The organism is Photobacterium sp. SP02 (genome assembly GCF_038519165.1).
GTDB lineage: Bacteria > Pseudomonadota > Gammaproteobacteria > Enterobacterales > Vibrionaceae > Photobacterium > Photobacterium halotolerans.
Map to the genome: position 1 here is coordinate 1 of NZ_JASJOJ010000031.1, position 17,197 is coordinate 17,197.

16 protein-coding genes are annotated in these 17,197 nt (G+C 52.8%); 8 read left to right on the forward strand and 8 right to left on the reverse strand.

The genetic code is table 11. The features are described 5' to 3' along the window. Together P0Y67_RS13880 and queE are read right to left on the reverse strand one after the other, a co-directional pair. A partial coding sequence (locus P0Y67_RS13880) for a hydrogenase expression protein HypA (RefSeq protein WP_342392330.1) occupies positions 1-2,537 on the reverse strand: 2,537 nt, incomplete at its 3' end. Positions 2,538-2,744: 207 nt separating this feature from the next. After that, the gene (gene queE / locus P0Y67_RS13885; protein WP_342392331.1) at positions 2,745-3,413 is read right to left on the reverse strand and encodes a 7-carboxy-7-deazaguanine synthase QueE; all 669 of its coding nucleotides are present in this window, start codon (positions 3,411-3,413) and stop codon (positions 2,745-2,747) included. Between the two features lie 280 nt (positions 3,414-3,693). Here queE and mlc point away from each other — a divergent pair, with 280 nt between their 5' ends. Beyond that, positions 3,694-4,911: a sugar metabolism global transcriptional regulator Mlc gene (mlc, locus tag P0Y67_RS13890; RefSeq protein ID WP_342392332.1), complete on the forward strand. Its 1,218-nt coding sequence runs from the start codon at positions 3,694-3,696 to the stop codon at positions 4,909-4,911. 120 nt (positions 4,912-5,031) lie between these two features. After that, positions 5,032-5,397: a thiol-disulfide oxidoreductase DCC family protein gene (locus tag P0Y67_RS13895; RefSeq protein WP_342392333.1), complete on the forward strand. Its 366-nt coding sequence runs from the start codon at positions 5,032-5,034 to the stop codon at positions 5,395-5,397. A gap of 9 nt (positions 5,398-5,406) precedes the next feature. Here the strand turns inward: P0Y67_RS13895 and P0Y67_RS13900 are convergent, their stop codons facing one another. Both P0Y67_RS13900 and bioA read right to left on the reverse strand, forming a co-directional pair. Continuing rightward, on the reverse strand, positions 5,407-5,976 hold the full coding sequence (locus P0Y67_RS13900; RefSeq protein WP_342392369.1) for an LON peptidase substrate-binding domain-containing protein: 570 nt from the start codon (positions 5,974-5,976) through the stop codon (positions 5,407-5,409). Between the two features lie 127 nt (positions 5,977-6,103). Further along, the gene (bioA, locus tag P0Y67_RS13905) at positions 6,104-7,363 is read right to left on the reverse strand and encodes an adenosylmethionine--8-amino-7-oxononanoate transaminase (RefSeq protein ID WP_342392370.1); all 1,260 of its coding nucleotides are present in this window, start codon (positions 7,361-7,363) and stop codon (positions 6,104-6,106) included. A gap of 191 nt (positions 7,364-7,554) precedes the next feature. On the opposite strand from bioA, the gene bioB reads away from it, so the two are divergent. The 4 genes from bioB to bioD are packed head-to-tail and all read left to right on the forward strand — an operon-like array spanning position 7,555 to position 11,259. Continuing rightward, positions 7,555-8,607, forward strand: coding sequence for a biotin synthase BioB (gene bioB / locus P0Y67_RS13910; RefSeq protein WP_342392334.1), 1,053 nt, complete (start codon positions 7,555-7,557; stop codon positions 8,605-8,607). Then, on the forward strand, positions 8,594-9,793 hold the full coding sequence (gene bioF / locus P0Y67_RS13915) for an 8-amino-7-oxononanoate synthase (RefSeq protein WP_342392335.1): 1,200 nt from the start codon (positions 8,594-8,596) through the stop codon (positions 9,791-9,793). The genes bioB and bioF overlap by 14 nt, the downstream gene beginning before the upstream one ends. Further along, complete coding sequence (gene bioC / locus P0Y67_RS13920) at positions 9,762-10,589, forward strand: malonyl-ACP O-methyltransferase BioC (protein WP_342392336.1); 828 nt, start codon at positions 9,762-9,764, stop codon at positions 10,587-10,589. Before bioF ends, bioC begins: the two co-directional genes overlap by 32 nt. Next, a complete protein-coding gene (gene bioD / locus P0Y67_RS13925; protein WP_342392337.1) occupies positions 10,582-11,259 on the forward strand; it encodes a dethiobiotin synthase in 678 nt (225 codons plus the stop codon). The genes bioC and bioD overlap by 8 nt, the downstream gene beginning before the upstream one ends. Positions 11,260-11,327: 68 nt before the next feature. On the opposite strand, the gene P0Y67_RS13930 is transcribed toward bioD, so the two are convergent. Continuing rightward, positions 11,328-11,990, reverse strand: coding sequence for a hypothetical protein (locus P0Y67_RS13930; RefSeq protein ID WP_342392338.1), 663 nt, complete (start codon positions 11,988-11,990; stop codon positions 11,328-11,330). A 147-nt stretch (positions 11,991-12,137) separates the two neighbouring features. Further along, positions 12,138-12,293 carry a hypothetical protein gene (locus tag P0Y67_RS13935; protein WP_046219260.1) on the reverse strand — a complete coding sequence of 52 codons (156 nt, stop codon included), beginning with the start codon at positions 12,291-12,293 and terminating at the stop codon, positions 12,138-12,140. A gap of 277 nt (positions 12,294-12,570) precedes the next feature. Here P0Y67_RS13935 and htpX point away from each other — a divergent pair, with 277 nt between their 5' ends. Then, positions 12,571-13,449, forward strand: a complete 879-nt coding sequence (gene htpX / locus P0Y67_RS13940) for a protease HtpX (protein ID WP_342392339.1) — start codon at positions 12,571-12,573, stop codon at positions 13,447-13,449. A 57-nt stretch (positions 13,450-13,506) separates the two neighbouring features. Here htpX and P0Y67_RS13945 read toward each other — a convergent pair whose 3' ends face one another. Together P0Y67_RS13945 and P0Y67_RS13950 are read right to left on the reverse strand one after the other, a co-directional pair. Continuing rightward, positions 13,507-14,637 carry a PQQ-dependent sugar dehydrogenase gene (locus tag P0Y67_RS13945; protein ID WP_342392340.1) on the reverse strand — a complete coding sequence of 377 codons (1,131 nt, stop codon included), beginning with the start codon at positions 14,635-14,637 and terminating at the stop codon, positions 13,507-13,509. Positions 14,638-14,684: 47 nt separating this feature from the next. After that, on the reverse strand, positions 14,685-16,148 hold the full coding sequence (locus tag P0Y67_RS13950; protein ID WP_342392341.1) for an aminotransferase-like domain-containing protein: 1,464 nt from the start codon (positions 16,146-16,148) through the stop codon (positions 14,685-14,687). Between the two features lie 127 nt (positions 16,149-16,275). Between P0Y67_RS13950 and P0Y67_RS13955 the strand changes: the two genes are divergently transcribed. After that, positions 16,276-17,154, forward strand: coding sequence for a DMT family transporter (locus P0Y67_RS13955; RefSeq protein WP_342392371.1), 879 nt, complete (start codon positions 16,276-16,278; stop codon positions 17,152-17,154). The last annotated feature ends 43 nt before the right edge of the window (positions 17,155-17,197 follow it).

Genomic DNA, 17,197 nt, shown 5'->3' on the forward strand with positions numbered 1-17,197 from the left:
ACGACTTTGACCTGTCCAGCATTTTCGTAATACAGAGTGCCGTCCGCTTCCAGTTTCCAGCGGATCGGGATGTCAAAACCACAGCCGTCACTGTCTCTGTAACTACCGGTATTAAAGCCGCTCTGGCTGTCAGCCTGCGCATTTAAGACCAGATGACGCGAGGCATCGCTGAACGTCAGGGCTTTACCTGCCAGCATGCTCTGGGTGAAACGCGGTGTTCTGCCTTCCCAGCTGACGGTACAACTGGCTGCCTGGCTGGTGAAGGCCGCTTTGGTTTGCGCTGTTGCCGGCATTTGGCTGCCGCTGTTCCAGCCGGAATCATTGGCCGTGCAGGCAACCAGAGTGTCAGGGACGTATTGCTTGGTCATCAGGTTATCAATCACGCTGTTATTGGCCCCGCCTATGTCGGTCTGGCTGAAATATTTAACCGCCAGAATCGGACGATCCTGATATTTCTTGTGGGTGAGTGCCCAGAGCTGGTAATCGCTGAAAGTGTCATTGCTGTTTTCAGTCAGGCGCAGAAAACCCTTGTCATTCAACAGCCAGCTGCGATTGCTGCTGCCCGGTTGCAAGACGGTATTAAGATAATACTCCCAGGTGTTGTCGCTTTTCAGAATCAGGGTTTCCAGCTCGCCCAGCGAGCTCGGGTCTGTGGAGATTTGCACCAGATGCTGATCAACCAGGTTGTTGACGCTGTCTGTCACGAAACGCTCATCGCCGCCACATTCTGTCACTGAATTGAGGAACTGATCTTCAGTGGCCGGGGAGGTATTGCCAAAGTTGCAGTCACCAAAAGCAGGCAGATTGTCACGGGAAGTCACCGCATAGATCTCGTTTTTGGCGGCGTCATTAAAGCCGGCAAAGTGGTAGTCGGTGTCTTTCAGAATCGCCTCGCCCTGATGAACCGCCCCTTGCTCGACGACTAAAAATAAGTAGGGTGTGTCAAAGGGGTAATGGTTGGCCAGTTGTTTGATGACATCGGGCACGGCGAACTGGAACATCTCTTTACCCAGGGCCGACACTGCGCCCCAGATACCGGTTTCAACCACCATCCAGTCATCACCGCCGACATTGACCCAATAGTTGGCCTGATGGGTGCCGTTAAGCACTAACTCCACCACCACGTTATCGGTCAGATGATACCCGTTAACCTGCTCAATACTGCCAGCGCCTTCTACCGACACCATATCCTCAAGGGAGGTGTATGGGACGGTCGGATTGTCTCTGGGCGCCACAGTACATTCGTCGCCACCGACCTGTGTGTTGCACAGCAGCATACGGGTGGCCACCGGATTCCAGGTGAAATAGTAGCCTTTGGCGGCCTCGCCAAAGGTGGTGTCGGCGGGCACGTAGCGGGTCATGAAATGGTTTTCTTTGGTGGTCAGAAAGTCATGCATTTTCAGGCCGGCCAGCGAATAGCTGTTGACCCGCATGGTAATGTTGCGGCCATCGGCTTCTTCGAGCCCGGCATCTGTCATGCTGGCGGTGCTGCTGGACGAAATCAGCACCTTGAAATATTCGTACAGATCTTTCCAGCCGCTGGCGGTCAGGATCTGGCCTTTAATCGCGTCTTCTTTGCTGTCGAACTGAACCAGCCCTTGTTCGCTGAGGTAGGTGAAATCTTTTGTCAGTGAAATATCGCTGTCGCCATTTTTGGTCCAGCGCCAGTCGATCTGGCGGGTTTCATTCGTAGCTGTATCCGGGCTGCTGTAGTCCATCATGTCAGCTTCAAGGGTGCTGCCGGTGTTTGAGCTGTGGCTGGCCAGTCGCCAGAAACCCGAATTGAAGATGGTGGCTATCTCGTCTTTTTGTGCCGTCAGCTCGGTGTATTTGCGGGTCATGATGCCTTCAAGGATGTCGTTGACTATGCTGAGCGACATCAGATTACTCAGGCTGACACCGTTGAGGCCCAGTTTGGGGATCAGGGTGACACTCAGCTCATCAGCCAGCTCATTGACAAAATCGCCGGCATCCCGGACATCGATATTACTGGGATCACTGACAGTTTCACTGAATATGCCCCAGTGGCCATCTGTGGCGACGCGTTTTATCAACGCACGGTAGGCGAGGGTGGTTTTCAGGGACAGGGCGATCTCGGTGTCCGTTAACGGTGTCATGAAGAGATTGGTCGGCAAGTCATCGCCGATGGCAAATTGCGGCACGTCATTGAGATCCAGCACCAGCACGCCATGCAGCAGCAGTGGCACCTGAGCTTCAATACTGTAGTTGCCGTCTGTCAGCGCAAAACTGGTGATGTCACCCTGGCCCATCACTTTGCCCTGCTGATTGATAAACAGTACAGCAAAGTTGTCCTGATACAGATCCGGTGTGGCCGCGTAAGCCTGACTGACAGGACCCCAGCTCACGCTTTGCTGTGCTGTCATTAACCCGGCAGGCAAGTCGACAGTGACGGTAAATTTGGTTTTGACGGGTGGCAGCTCAGCAGGTTGAATGCCTGCATCATCTCCGCCGCCACCGCACGCAGAAAGCAGGCCAGCCAGAAACAGGCTCAGACCAAGTCTCAGATAGGTGCGCATAACATTTCCCCTGAATACTCAATGCAGCACGTGTTGTACCAATCTCATGGCCGATCATAGGCGGCTGGATTGGTTTCGGTGTTTGGGCTGAGTATAGGTAAGCGGCGGGCAGGGAAATGTAAAACCCGACCGGTCGTCTCATCTGTTGAGACAGCATCTAAGAATTGAGACGACCGAAAACAGGGTGGGGCTGAAGAGTCAGCTTAATCAGGCAATCGACAGGTATTTGTGTGTCTGGATAGACAGACGCCAGTTACGGGCAATGCAGGTTTCAATACAAAGCTCGGTGGCTCTGGCTTTCTGGCTGATGGGCTGCAGGGCGATGGTAACCTTGTCCTGCAGCGGCACACCGGCTAACAGCGCATCTAACTGGTCGATATCTTTCTGTGTTCCGACAGGGTGCTTGATTTCATTGGCGCGTGACAGTGCGCCGGGCAGAACCGGCAGCTTGCCTTTCATGTTAATTTTCGGCGAGACAGTCACCCAGGTATTGTCTGTGGCCAGCACCTCGTAAGTGCCACTGGTTTCAATCTGGCAACCAAAGCCGTTGGCTTCCAGCTGTTCAGTCAGCGGACGTAAGTCATACAAACAAGGTTCGCCACCGGTAATCACGACATGACGTGCGGTGTATCCCTGCTCAATCAGCAGGTTGACAATGCCGTCGGCATCCAGAGACGTCCAGCTTGGCGAGTCGCCCTGTTTGGCAAGCATAGCGCTGACGTTAACTTCATCCTGAGGCTCGGCGCTCCAGGTTTGTTTTGTGTCACACCAGGCACAGCCGACAGGGCAGACTTGCAGACGGACAAAGATAGCCGGCACGCCTGTGAAAACACCTTCACCCTGGATGGTTTCAAATATTTCATTGATTTTGTACACGGCTGACCTCAAAACAATCAATCAAGTTAACGCGAAAAGGGGGTTTTTGTACCCTGAACCTCAAAGGGCGCGTATTATGTCAGAACCCTGCGCCATTGTCTCTAGAGCCACATATCTTTCAATCATGCGCTTGTTTGCCTGGCCCGGTAACGCGAAGGCCAAAAGGGACAGGCGGGTCGTGACTGGGTTCACGTCCTTGGCACAAGGGGCTTCACAATTACTTCGCAAAGTAAAAAAATTCAACTTCTTGCGTATTCGTTAACCTTTGAGGATCCAGAGCATGTATGTCGCTCAACCCGGTCATATCGATCATATCAAAAGAAACAATGCCGGAAGCGTCTACAAACTTATCGATCAGTATGGGCCTATTTCCCGCATCGAGCTGTCGAAAAAGAGCCAGTTAGCGCCAGCCAGTATTACCAAAATCACCCGAGAGCTGTTTGACGGGCATCTGATCAAAGAAGCTGAAATTCAGGAATCAGGCAATCGTGGCCGTCCGGCCATTGGCTTAGTGCCCGATAATGATGGCTGGCAATTTTTAGGCATTCGTCTTGGCCGGGGGTACCTGACTATCGCGCTGCATGAGCAGGGTGGCGATATCCTGTTCGAGGAGCGTCAGGATATCGAAGAGCTGGCGCAAAATGACGTGTTGCAAAAGCTGCTCGGTGAAATTGAATCTTTTTTTGCCCGTCACGCCAAGCAACTGGATCGGATTACTGCGATTGCGGTTTCTTTACCGGGCTTAGTGAACTCCGACAAAGGCATGGTGCTGCAAATGCCGCACTACGATGTGAAAGATTTGCCGTTAGGCCCGGCCATTCATGAAGCAACGGGTCTGCCGGTGTTTATCGGCAACGATACCCGTTCCTGGGCACTGGCCGAGCAATTGTTCGGCAATGCCAAAGATGTGGCGAATTCTATCCTGATCTCCATTCATCATGGGGTGGGAGCCGGTATCATTCTGGATAACAAAGTGCTGCAGGGCCGGATCGGCAACATCGGCGAGCTGGGCCATATTCAGATCCAACCTGATGGTCTGCCCTGTTATTGCGGTAATAAAGGGTGTTTGGAAACGGTAGCCAGTTTGCAGGCCGTCAGGCAGCAGGTGAAATCCCGTCTGGCCCTGGGTGAAGCCTCTTCTTTGTACGGCAAAGAACTGACGATCGAGACCATCTGCGAGGCTGCGGTACAGGGCGATCCGCTGGCTTATCAGGTGATCACTGAGCTGGGCTTTCACTTAGGCCGGGCGATTGCCATTATGGTCAATCTGTTCAACCCTGAGAAGGTGCTGATCGGCGGGGAGTTTAATCAGGCTAAATCGGTGTTGTATCCTGCCATTCTTGAGTGTGTGAAGAGCCAGTCTTTGCCTGTATACAATCAGGATCTGCGTATTGAAGAAACCAGTTTTTATACCCAGGCGACCATGCCTGCCGCCGCGCTGGTGAAGCAGGCCATGTATGACGGTCACCTGCTGGTGAAACTGATTGAGGAAGGCTAGCCGCTTTCAGATGCAACTTTGGTAAAACGCAGCAAACTACCCGTTCGCTGCGTTTTTTATGTGTGTTAACTACGATTCAGCCAGACTGAAAGTAAGCGCCCGGCAACTAGGAGAACCTTCATGAAAACGAACAAAATCACTGTGTTTTATGACGGCGCCTGCCCGACCTGTGTCCGCGATCGGAAATGGTATGAATCCTGGTTGGGAAAGCATCCGCATCTGGTGGAATGGTACGACATTACCGGTCAGGATGAAGCGTTGGCCGCGATGGGCATTGTGCCCTCTGAAGCGCTGAGAGAGCTGCACGTTCAGGACAGCGACGGGGCGGTTCACAAGGAAATGGATGCCTATATACTGCTGCTCAGACAAATCTGGTGGATGCGGCCTGTGGCCTGGTTGATGGGGCTGCCCGGCATCAGGCAGGTGTTATCTGCCGCCTATCGCCGCATGGTTGATCAGCGGTTAGCCCGTGAGGGCCGAGGCTGAAGGGCTGGGTTATAAATCGTCGTGTCTGAGTTCTTCATCAATCACATTGTGCAGGAAAGACAGCGCTGCACGATGATCGTTCCTGCTCATAAACCATTGTTTTTGGTTGGTTTCTAAAGGCAGAATTTCAAGCCATCGCTGGCAGACCCAGGCCATGTCAGTAAAATCGGGGTCCGGATAATTCGCGGCATAGTCGGGGTATTCATCGAACAAGGCTTCCAGACTATTGGCTATGGGCTTGTCGATGAAACGGGTAGAGCTGGGCGTCCAGTTTTTTATCGCACTGACCTCACCAAATCTCAGGCCGTCTTTTTCCTGCCAGTGATTGTTGATCACGAATTTTTCTACGCCCCGTATAGTGATGCCCAGTAATCCGTCAGGTAATTGTTCAAAATCTTCGATTTCGACCCGGGTGCCGAAGTGACACAGCGAATCACCATCTTTCATGCACAAGCCAAAACCATTGCCTGAGGACATCGCCAGTGTCACTAATCGGGTATAGCGGGGCTCAAAAATTCTCAGCTTACTGACACCTCCCGGCAAGACGTAGAGCCTGAGCGGGAAAAGGGGTAACTGCATCATACTTAACCTTCTGACAGTATGTTTGTCATAGGCCGCAGATTGTTCAGGGATACTGTACGGCCTTACCATGACTCTTACATAGAGTATATCTGGTCAAACATGAGGATCTGTCTGTTTTTCGATATTAGTTCAATGATTGTAAAATGGCGGAAACAAGTTTATTAAGCTCCTGATTACGAATGATAAATGGCGGCATGATGTAGATAAGTCGGCCGAATGGACGAATCCAGACACCATTGTCTACAAAACTTTGCTGTATCGTGACCATGTCCACAGGTTCATACAATTCCACCACACCAATTGCGCCGAGCCAGCGGACGGCTTTTACTTTGTCAGACTGAGCCACCGCAGGCAGTAATTCAGCCAGCAGTGCTTCGATCTGGCTGACCTGCTGCTGCCATTGTCCCGTTTCAAGCAAAGACAGGCTGGCATTGGCCACCGCACAGGCCAGTGGGTTACCCATGAAGGTCGGGCCGTGCATAAAGCAACCTGCGGCACCACTGCACACGGTATCAGCCAGGTGCCTGGTGGTCAGGGTCGCCGCTAAGGTCATATAGCCGCCGGTCAAGGCTTTTCCGACACACATGATATCCGGGCTGATGCCGGCATGTTCACAGGCGAAGAGTTTGCCTGTCCGGCCGAACCCGGTCGCAATCTCATCGACGATCAGCAGCACGCCATAGACATCGCACAATTCGCGCACACGACGAAGAAAAGCAGGGTGATAGATACGCATTCCCCCGGCGCCCTGAACGATAGGTTCCAGGATGACGGCGGCAATGTCCTGATGATGATCATCGAGTTTGGCGGCGAAGTCGGCAATGTCACTCTCATCCCACTCGTCATGAAAGCCGAGCGTGGGCGAATCCGCAAAAAGATGCTCTGGCAGAAATCCTTTATACAGGCTGTGCATTGAGTTGTCGGGATCAGTGACCGACATAGCGGCAAAGGTATCACCGTGATAACCATGTCGCAGCGTCAGGAATTTCGCCCGCGATTCACCTTTGGCGTGCCAGTACTGAAGCGCCATCTTCAAAGCCACTTCCACCGACACTGAACCGGAATCTGCCAGGAAGACCTGCTGCAGAGGCTCAGGCGTCATGGCAATCAGTTTGCGGCACAATTCAACCGCAGGCTGGTGGGTCAGGCCGCCGAACATGACGTGCGACATCCTGCCCAGCTGATCGTGTGCGGCCTGATTCAGTACCGGGTGATTGTAACCGTGAATCGCCGACCACCAGGAAGACATACCGTCAACCAGTTCCCGGCCATCTTCCAGATACAGGGTCACGCCATCAGCATGAGTCACCGGGTAGCAGGGAAGCGGGTTGATGGTGGAGGTGTACGGGTGCCAGACATGCTGACGATCGTAGTCCAAATCCACCTGTGAAGCCGTGAAGTGGTTGGAGGAGCGCTTTTTGTTGGTTATATTTTGCACAGATGTAAACCCTGTATTTTCTTTGTGGTTGACAGTGTACTTGCTGAAAGTAGACTTGCAACTATTCAAACCCGTGGAATTGTTGCGGTTATCGCATTCAAGCTGCGGGGCATAAGAACAATTAACGAGGTTTACACGTGGAAGTGAGACACAATTGGAGCGTTGCAGAAGTTCAGGCGCTGTTTGAAAAACCCTTCATGGATTTAGTGTTTGAAGCGCAGCAAATTCACCGTCAGTACCATGAACCGAATAAGGTTCAGGTCAGTACCTTGCTGTCGATCAAAACCGGCGCCTGCCCGGAAGACTGTAAGTACTGCCCGCAGAGCGCCCACTACCGTACCGACGTTGACCGCGAACGCCTGATGGAAGTTGAGCGGGTGCTGGATGCGGCAGAGAAAGCCAAAAGCTCGGGTGCGACACGCTTCTGTATGGGCGCGGCCTGGAAAAACCCCAAAGAGCGTGACATGCCGTACCTGCTGGAAATGGTACGCGGTGTGAAGTCTATGGGGCTGGAAACCTGTATGACGCTGGGCATGATAACCGGCGATCAGGCCAACACGCTGGCCGATGCCGGGCTGGATTACTATAACCACAATCTGGATACCTCGCCTGAATATTACGGCAATATCATTACCACCCGTACTTATCAGGATCGTCTGGATACGCTGTCACATGTGCGTGATGCCGGCATGAAAATTTGCTCCGGCGGCATTATCGGGATGGGCGAAAGTGCCCGGGACAGGGCTGGCCTGCTGGTTGAGCTGGCGAATCTGCCGGTGCACCCGGAAAGCGTACCTATCAATATGCTGGTGAAAGTTAAAGGGACGCCGCTCGATAGCGTGGATGATGTCGATCCGCTGGACTTTGTCCGCATTATCGCGGTCGCCCGCATTATGATGCCGGCTTCTGCAGTTCGTTTATCAGCTGGCCGTGAGGGTATGAGTGAAGAGACTCAGACACTGTGCTTTATGGCAGGCGCCAACTCTGTTTTCTACGGATGCAAGCTGCTGACCACGCCGAATCCGGAAGAAGACAAAGACATGCAGCTGTTTAACAAGCTGGGTATTAACCGCCAGGAAAAAGCCGCTAAGCCGGATGAGGTTCAGGAACATGAACTGCTTGGTCAGGTAGCACAGCGTGTGGCTGCCCGCCCGGCAGCGGATGACTTGTTCTACGATGCCTCTGTTTAATTCCCGGATATCACAGTCCCTGAGTCAGCGACAGACGCAGGGACTCTATCGTCAGAGAAAGCCACTCAACAGGCAGCCATCCTGCGTGCAGTTTGCCGGAAAACCGCAAGTGCATATTAACTTTTCCAGCAACGATTATCTGGGACTGGCTCAGTGCCCGGAATTAATTGCGGCCTGGCAGCAGGGGTTATCTGTTTATGGCGCAGGCAGTGGCGGTTCACCTTTGGTGACCGGGCATCATGCACCGCATGCAGAGCTGGAGCACCGGCTGGCGGATTGGCTGGGGTACGACAGAGCCTTGCTTTTCAGTACCGGATTCAGTGCCAATCAGGCGGTGCTGTTTGCCTTACTCGGCAAATCAGACCGGCTGATCCAGGACAAGCTGAATCATGCCTCGCTGATGGAAGCGGGCCTCTTATCACCGGCGACAATGCGCCGCTTTGCGCACAACGATCTCAATGCCTTGGGTGCATTGCTGAGCGCCGGATCAGACGATTGTGTCGCTACGCTGGTGGTGACGGAAGGCGTGTTCAGCATGGATGGGGATCAGGCGCCGCTGGCGGCGATTTCAGCCCTGTGCCGGGAGACGGACAGCTGGCTGATGGTTGACGATGCTCATGGTTGCGGGGTGCTGGGGGAAGGCGGCCGCGGCAGTGCGGCGCAGGCAGGCATTAAACCTGAGATCTGCATTGTCACTTTTGGCAAAGCCTTCGGCATGCAGGGCGCGGCGGTGTTGTGCAGCGAAGAGGTCGCAGAATATCTGATTCAGTTTGCGCGGCATTATATCTACTCGACGGCGATGCCGCCGGCACAGGCTCATGCCCTGTGTACCGCCTGCGATCTGGTCCAGAGTGGAGACTGGCGCAGGGAGAAACTGGCGGCATTAGGACATATTCTGGCTGACGAACTCCTGCCGGACGTGGGTCTGGTTGCGACAGAAACGCCGATCAAACCGGTATTGCTGGGCAGCAGTGAACTGGCAATCAACCTGTCTGCGGCTCTGGCTGAAAAAGGCATTTGGGTGTCGGCTATCCGCCCGCCGACCGTGCCGGTCAATCAGGCCAGATTACGTATTACCCTGTCTGCCAGCCATACAGAGCAACAAGTCAAAGCGTTGGCAACATCGTTGAATGCGTCTTTTGAAGAGGTACAGGATGCAGGAAATCAGTCCGACAGTGGCTGTTAGACCACAGAATCAGAGCGTGTCTGGTTCAGACAAGCAGGCGATTGCCGCCAGTTTTGGTAAAGCCGCCAAACATTATGATCAATCGGCGGCTTTCCAGCGGCAGGTAGGGCACCAATTGCTGGATACATTACCCTGCCTGCCACAAGGCAGCCACTGGCTGGATACCGGATGCGGAACCGGGTATTTCACCCGCCAGCTGCAGGCCATGGGTTACCAGACCACAGCCATTGATCTGTCAGAACCCATGCTGGCGCAGGCCAAAGCTCGCTGTGATGGCACAGGCGTGTTTTGTGTTGCTGATGCCGAATCGCTGCCATTTCCGGATAACCACTTTGATGCGGCCTTTTCCAGTCTTGCTCTTCAATGGTGCTCGGATCTGGCCGTTCCGCTGCGGGAGTTGCAGCGAGTAGTCAAACCGGGCGGGGTGATTGGAATCACCACCCTGGCAGAGGGCACATTGTTTGAGCTTGAGCGCGCCTGGCAATCGGTTGATACGCAGCGGCATGTCAATCAGTTTGACTCTGTCACCCGGCTTTCACAGGCCGTGGCCGATGCCGGGCTGAATGCGGCAGAATTGTCAGTCAAGCCAGTGATTATGCATTATGAGAGTGCGCTGGGCTTAATGAAGGATCTTAAGGGAATAGGTGCGACGCATTTGTCGGAGCAGCGTCGGCAAGGGATGTTCGGCCGGACGACGCTGAACCGGATCGAAAATGCCTATGCGCGTTTTCGCGACAGTACGGGTCAATTACCCGCAACGTATCAAGTTTGTTTTGGAGTGTTCACCAATGTCTAACGCATTTTTTGTTACTGGAACGGATACAGATGCAGGAAAAACGGTAGTTACCCGTACTTTAATTGAATCCAGTGTCCGTGCCGGGCAAAGAACGGCAGGGTTTAAACCGATTGCGTCAGGCAGTACGCTGACCGCTTATGGTATGCGCAATTCTGATGCACTGTTTCTGCAAGCCGCTTCCCAGCCGGAATTGCAGTATGAAGAAGTCAATCCTTATACGTTTGAGCCGCCCATCGCGCCGCACATTGCTGCCAAGCAGGCAGGCATTAGCATAGATCCTGTCAGGCTGTCTGAAGGCTTATCTCAGCTTAAGAGCAAGAATGATGTGGTGTTTGTGGAAGGTGCCGGCGGGTGGCGGGTTCCTCTTTCCGACACAATGAAACTGTCTGACTGGGTCAAGCAGGAAGAAATGGCTGTCATATTAGTGGTGGGCGTGAAACTGGGTTGCCTGAACCATGCGATGCTGACCGCTGAAGCAATTCAAAATGATGGCCTGACGTTGGCCGGTTGGGTGGCAAACCTGGTTGATCCGGATACCCATTGTTATGAGGATAACCTGAAGTATCTTGAATCTTACTTGCCCGCACCCAAGTTAGGTGAAATTCCCTATTTGCCTGGTATTGCCAAGCGGGACTTAACGGCCTATCTGAATATGGCGCTGTTGGGTTAATCCCCTTCTTCCTTTCTTTATAGATAACAACGCCGCCTGTATGGCGGCGTTGTTGCATCTGAATCGTGTTAATAGCGTTGTTTTTTGTTGATTAAGCCCGGCAAACAATACCAGATTGCCGCAGCCAGGATTAAACTGTAACCCAGCAGTTCGACCCCTTCTTCAGCCAGGTTTTTTACTTCTCGCATATAGTTATCCTGCATCGCGGTTTGCCAGATCTCTCCCATGCCAAACAGGCGTGAGAACACCAGCAGGGTAGCCAGACCGCCCAGCATCAAACCGAAACTGGCGTGTTTGCTGTATCGGCTGAGCGGTTGTTGTGTTGCCAGCAGATGTTTACGGGCATAAGCCATCCCTAACACCGCGACCACGGCAGCCGGGAATTTCCAGAAGCCGTGCCAGATAAGGTCCAGCAACCCGTCCAGTTCCCGGATCAGCAGCACCATAAAAAACGCGGAAACCAGTACAGCAAAGCCTTTCTGGGCCGGCTGTTTCTTAGCCAGGCCAAAAAAGAGTGCGCTGGTTAAAAACAGATAAAGTTCCTGAGTATATTCAACGAGAGAGTTTTCGCCGAGGTTGCCACTCAGTTGCAGCATTTCGATTTTAATGATGAATGCTGCAATTGCAGCGATAACTGCAACAGCCATAAACATAGCAACGGGAGTGAGCAGAGGAAGCACGCCTTCGCGCGAAGTGGCGCTGTCCATAGCAGTTGAGTAGGGCTTGTTCATAATCTACCTGCACAGTGTTCATAATGATTTTTGGGACAAGTATCACACAATGAAACTGAATGAGAACTGACGTGCGGTGACTATGACGCAGAAATGACAAAACCTCCGAGCGGAGGTTTTGACGAAATGACTTTATAGTTGCTGGGGTTAATTATCACCCAGTACAGCGGCAGGATCCATGGCCTCGGCTGTCTTAGACGCTGCCGGGTCAATCCCCAGCTCTGCGCAGGCTTCTTCAGCCGTCATGCCAAGATGGCAACGCAGGATATCAATTGCGACTTGGTAGTTTTCTTGGTCAGCCATCTTGCCTCCTTGTTAGATACTGTTAATGCGAATACGCCACGACAATAGAGAATGGCGACATCTTATACAATACGACCAAAGTCTAAGACCCTGCTGATCGGGCAAACCATGATTTCTGTCTCAGAAGCGGATATCCCTTACCAAAAGTAACAATTTCCTGCTTCCGCTTGTTTTTAGATTGAACGACCATACTATAAGTACCATCTTATTGATGCGCCAGCCATTAGGAAGGCGCAGAAGCATTTGACACCCAGACCTTTGTTGGAGAAAGAAAGGTATGAAGCGAATTGGCTTGTTCCTGGCAACCAACCTTGCCGTAATGCTGGTATTCAGCATTGTGCTCAATATTATTTATGCCGTGACTGATTTACAGCCAGGCAGCTTGAACGGCCTGCTGGTGATGGCGGTGCTGTTTGGTTTTGGCGGTTCTTTGATTTCCCTCTTCATGTCTAAGTCCATGGCGCTCAGGTCTGTGGGCGGCATGGTGATTGAACATCCGCGTAATGAAACAGAACACTGGCTGATGGAAACCGTTGCACGTCAGGCGAAGCAGTCCGGTATTGGTATGCCGACTGTGGCTGTGTATGATTCACCGGATATCAATGCGTTCGCAACAGGTGCCAAGCGTGATGACTCTTTGGTGGCTGTGTCTACCGGGTTGTTACACAGCATGACCCGCGATGAAGCTGAGGCCGTGCTGGCACATGAAGTCAGCCATATTGCCAATGGCGATATGGTAACCATGACCTTGCTGCAGGGGGTGGTGAACACCTTTGTGATTTTTGTCTCCCGTATTATTGCGGGTGCTGTCAGCGGTGTCAGCAACAACAACGAAGAAGGCGAGGGCGGCAGTTTTATGACCTACTTCATTGTTTCTACCATTATGGAATTACTGTTCGGTTTCCTGGCCAGTATTATTACCATGTGGTACAGCCGTCACCGTGAATTCAAAGCCGATGCAGGCTCTGCACATCTGGTTGGTAAAGAGAAGATGATTGCTGCGCTGGAGCGCCTGAAAGTCAGTCAGGAATCTCACCTTGAAGGTTCAATGATGGCGTTTGGCATCAACGGCAAGAAAACCTTGTCTGAACTCTTCATGACACACCCGCCGCTGGAAAAACGTATTGATGCGTTGCGTCGTGGTGAGCACCTGTAATCACGCAGTCACGTGTGATGTATAACCGCCCCCGCCTCATATGAAGCGGGGGCGGTTTCATTTGGGGACAATACGGTACAGGTTGCCGTTGTCAGTAGCGAAATAGATCATCCCGTCCGCACTTTGCGCCAGTGAGCGAACTCTTTCATTCAAGTCTTCAAACAGCCTTTCTTCTTTTACAGGATTTCCCTGCGCATTAAGGGCGACACGATTGAGGTGCTGTAACACCAGTGCGCCGGCAAACAGATTACCCTGCCAGGCCGGAAAAGCGCTGCCCTGATACATCATCAGGCTGCCGGGGGCAATGGAGGGGACATACACTTTTTTCGGCGACTCAATACCGGCTTTTTCTTTGGATTCACCGACATCCAGCGGCCCCCAGTACTCTTTACCGTGTGAGGTAACTGGCCAGCCGTAATTGCGCCCCGGCAGGATCAGGTTGATTTCATCCCCACCGCGCGGGCCATGTTCAATCTCCCATAACCTGTCCGTCTTTGTATCAAATACGATGCCTTGCGGGTTGCGGTGACCATAGCTCCAGATCTCTGCCGATGCGCCAGACTGACCATAAAAGGGGTTGTCTTTAGGCACTGAGCCATCCAGGTTTAACCGTAATATTGAGGCGGCATGATTGCTCAGATCCTGCCCGTTCGGGCGATTGCCTCTGTCACCGACAGAGAAAAACACATGTCCTTTCATATCAAACGCTATCCGGCTGCCATAGTGTTTGCTGGCCTCACTGTGCGAACGGGAAACCAGCAAATCCTGCCAGTTGGTGAGCGTCTGGCCTGATAATTTGGCTCTTGCCAGTGTGGTGGCACTGCCGTTGTTGACCGGTTTGCTGTAGGTAAAATAGATCCAGCCGCTTGCCGAGGGATCGGGGGATACGATGACATCCAGTAAACCTCCCTGGCCCCGGGTATAAATATCGGGCAGGCCACTCAGGGTTCTTTGCTGTCCTGAGCGGGTATCGACCAGGACCGCCTTTCCCTGACGCAGCGTAATGAGCAGTGTTGTTGGGTCAACAAAGGTCATTCCCCACGGCACTGACAGGCCGTCAGCCACTTTTTCAAGCTGATAAGCCATGCCTTCACTGGAGCCGGTACTGACAATGCCGGGCGCGGATGTCACTGAGAAAGACAATGTGCTTAACAATGCACCGATGAAGGCAAGGTGTCGGAATCTCATGGTATCTTCCTTAATAAAATGATCTTTTCAGTAAGCCTAGTCGATGCTCACTCTGTGTTATCAATCAGTGGTCTGATATGTTCGGCAATCAGTTGCGCCAGCTTTTTCACGCCTGTGTTCCAGTGCGAATTATCTTCGAATGCAGCATAGCTGAGCCGGAGACAATGGCGGTACTGATCCTGAGTGCAAAACATATTGCCGGGTAACAGGCTGATCCCGGCCGCCAGTGCCTGCTGATAAAGCTGATAGCTGTCGGCCTGCTCGGGCAGCGTCAGCCAGCACAGAAAGCTGCCATCGGGCAGGTGTAAATGATACTGGCCAGCCATCCAGGGATAGCTGTCGAGCGCAGCACAAAGACGCTGACTGAATGCGCGTTGATTACGCTGGTAATAGCGTCTGACTTTATTGAGGTGAGTGCGGTACTTGCCGGTCTTTAAAAACTCAGCCACCGCTGACTGCATCAGATTCAGGCTGCCCATGTTGTCTGCCAGCAGGCGTTTTTCAATCAGCGGCTGATACTGTCCGGCCAGCATCCAGCCAATACGCAAACGTGAATCCAGCGTTTTAGATAACGAATTGCAATAAATTACCCTGTTATCAGTATCCAGACTGTAAAGCGCGGGCGGGCGTTTGCCGTAACCCAGATCACCGAACACATCATCTTCAATGACAGGGATACCCGCGGTGATGCTGAGAAAGCGTTCGCGCTCACCCCGTGGCATCACAGAGCCGGTTGGGTTATTGAAGCTCGGGTTGATCAGAATCGCCGCGACGGGCCACTGTGCCAGGGCCAGTGACAGGTGCGTTAAATCCATCCCGGTTTGCGGGTGAGAGGGTATCTCCACCACTTTCAGACCAAGTGATTCCAGCAACAGCAGATTGCCGAAATAGCAGGGGGAATCAACGATGACGGTATCACCGGGTTGGGTCAGCACCTGCAATGCCATGCTGATCCCTTGCTGCGCGCCGTGGGTGATCAAAATGTCATCGGGCGAGGTCGAAATGTCCAACCACTGGTTCACAGTCACCAGTTGCTTTCGTAATTGCTCATCACCTGGCGGGAGTAAATAATGGCTTGGCAGATGTGTCTGGTAACGGCTATGGCGGCCAATTTCAGCATACAGCGAGGTAATGGCGGGAAATTGCGTGTTCGGGTGCGCGCTGCCGGTTGGCAGCAAAGACGATGACGGGGACTGTTGCAATATGGTTCGGCTTAATGTCAGTAAATCGACATAGCCGGGGGCCTGCATGGTCAGCGGTGCCGGTTGAACGGCCATCGTGACCCGATAGCCGGACCGGGGATGCGCTTCAATTGTCTGAGCCGCTTCCAGTTCCTGATACGCGCGTATCACCGTGTTTTTGCTCACCGTCAGCTGTTCACTCAACTGCCGGATTGAAGGGAGCTTATCGCCAGCCTGATACACACCGCGATCGATTCGCAGCGTGAGCTCCCGGATCACCTGGCGGTATTTGGCTTCGCTGGTTTGCTCTTCGTGTTGTACTTGTGGCATCTGTACCCTATCAAAATCACAAAACTGTCACTTTTTACTTTTTTTGTACCCATCTACAGTAGTGGAAAATCATGTTAATCACCAGAAGGACGTCTCAGTGGCTCGGTTTATTCCTTTCATATTTGTGATGCTGTGGAGCACGGGGTTCATTGGCGCCCGTTTTGGTTTGCCATATGCGGAACCTGCAACCTTTCTCTTTATACGTATGGCACTCAATATTCTGATTTTTATGGTGTTGCTGTACGTACTGAACGGGCAGCTTCCAACCGGTCGCGCGCGGCTGCACAGCATGGTCGCGGGTGTGCTGATTCATGGTTTTTATCTGGGCGGCACCTATTACGGCATATATCTGGGCATGCCGGCGGGCTTGTGCGCCTTACTGGTTGGATTACAGCCGGTACTTACGGCACTTTTGTTAGTCGCAATGGGGCAGGAGCGTCTGGCACTGTCCCAGTGGCTGGGATTGGTCGTGGGGCTGATGGGCATCACCCTGGTGCTGCAAGGCAATATGAGCTGGCAGCAGGAAGATCATCAAGTCGCCGCCTATTTGTGTGCTGCGACCGCTCTGCTCGGCATTACACTTGGCACCCTGTACCAAAAGCGATTCTGCCAGCAGGTTGATCTGGTAGGCGGCTCGGTTTACCAATACCTGATGGCGGCGCTCCTGTTCGCACCTGTGATGATGACGATGGAAACCATGCAGGTGGAATGGAATCTGACATTCACCCTGACTCTGGCCTGGCTGGTGCTCGGAGTGTCGGTGACCGCAGTCTGGCTGCTGCTGTATATGGTGCGGCACGGTGAAGCCTCAAAAGTCGCTTCAACATTTTATCTGGTGCCGCCGGTTACAGCGCTGCAAGCCTGGCTGGCATTTCATGAAACCTTTGATGCGATGAGTGCGGTCGGTTTTATGCTGGCGGCAATGGCGGTTTATCTGGTGATGCGAAAACCCAAGACAGCGCAAGCACAGGAAAAAGCGTTGACCTCTATCCAACAGGAAAGCTAACGGGCTGAAAAATCAGCCAAAGCGAAAAGGAATGTGTCAGATT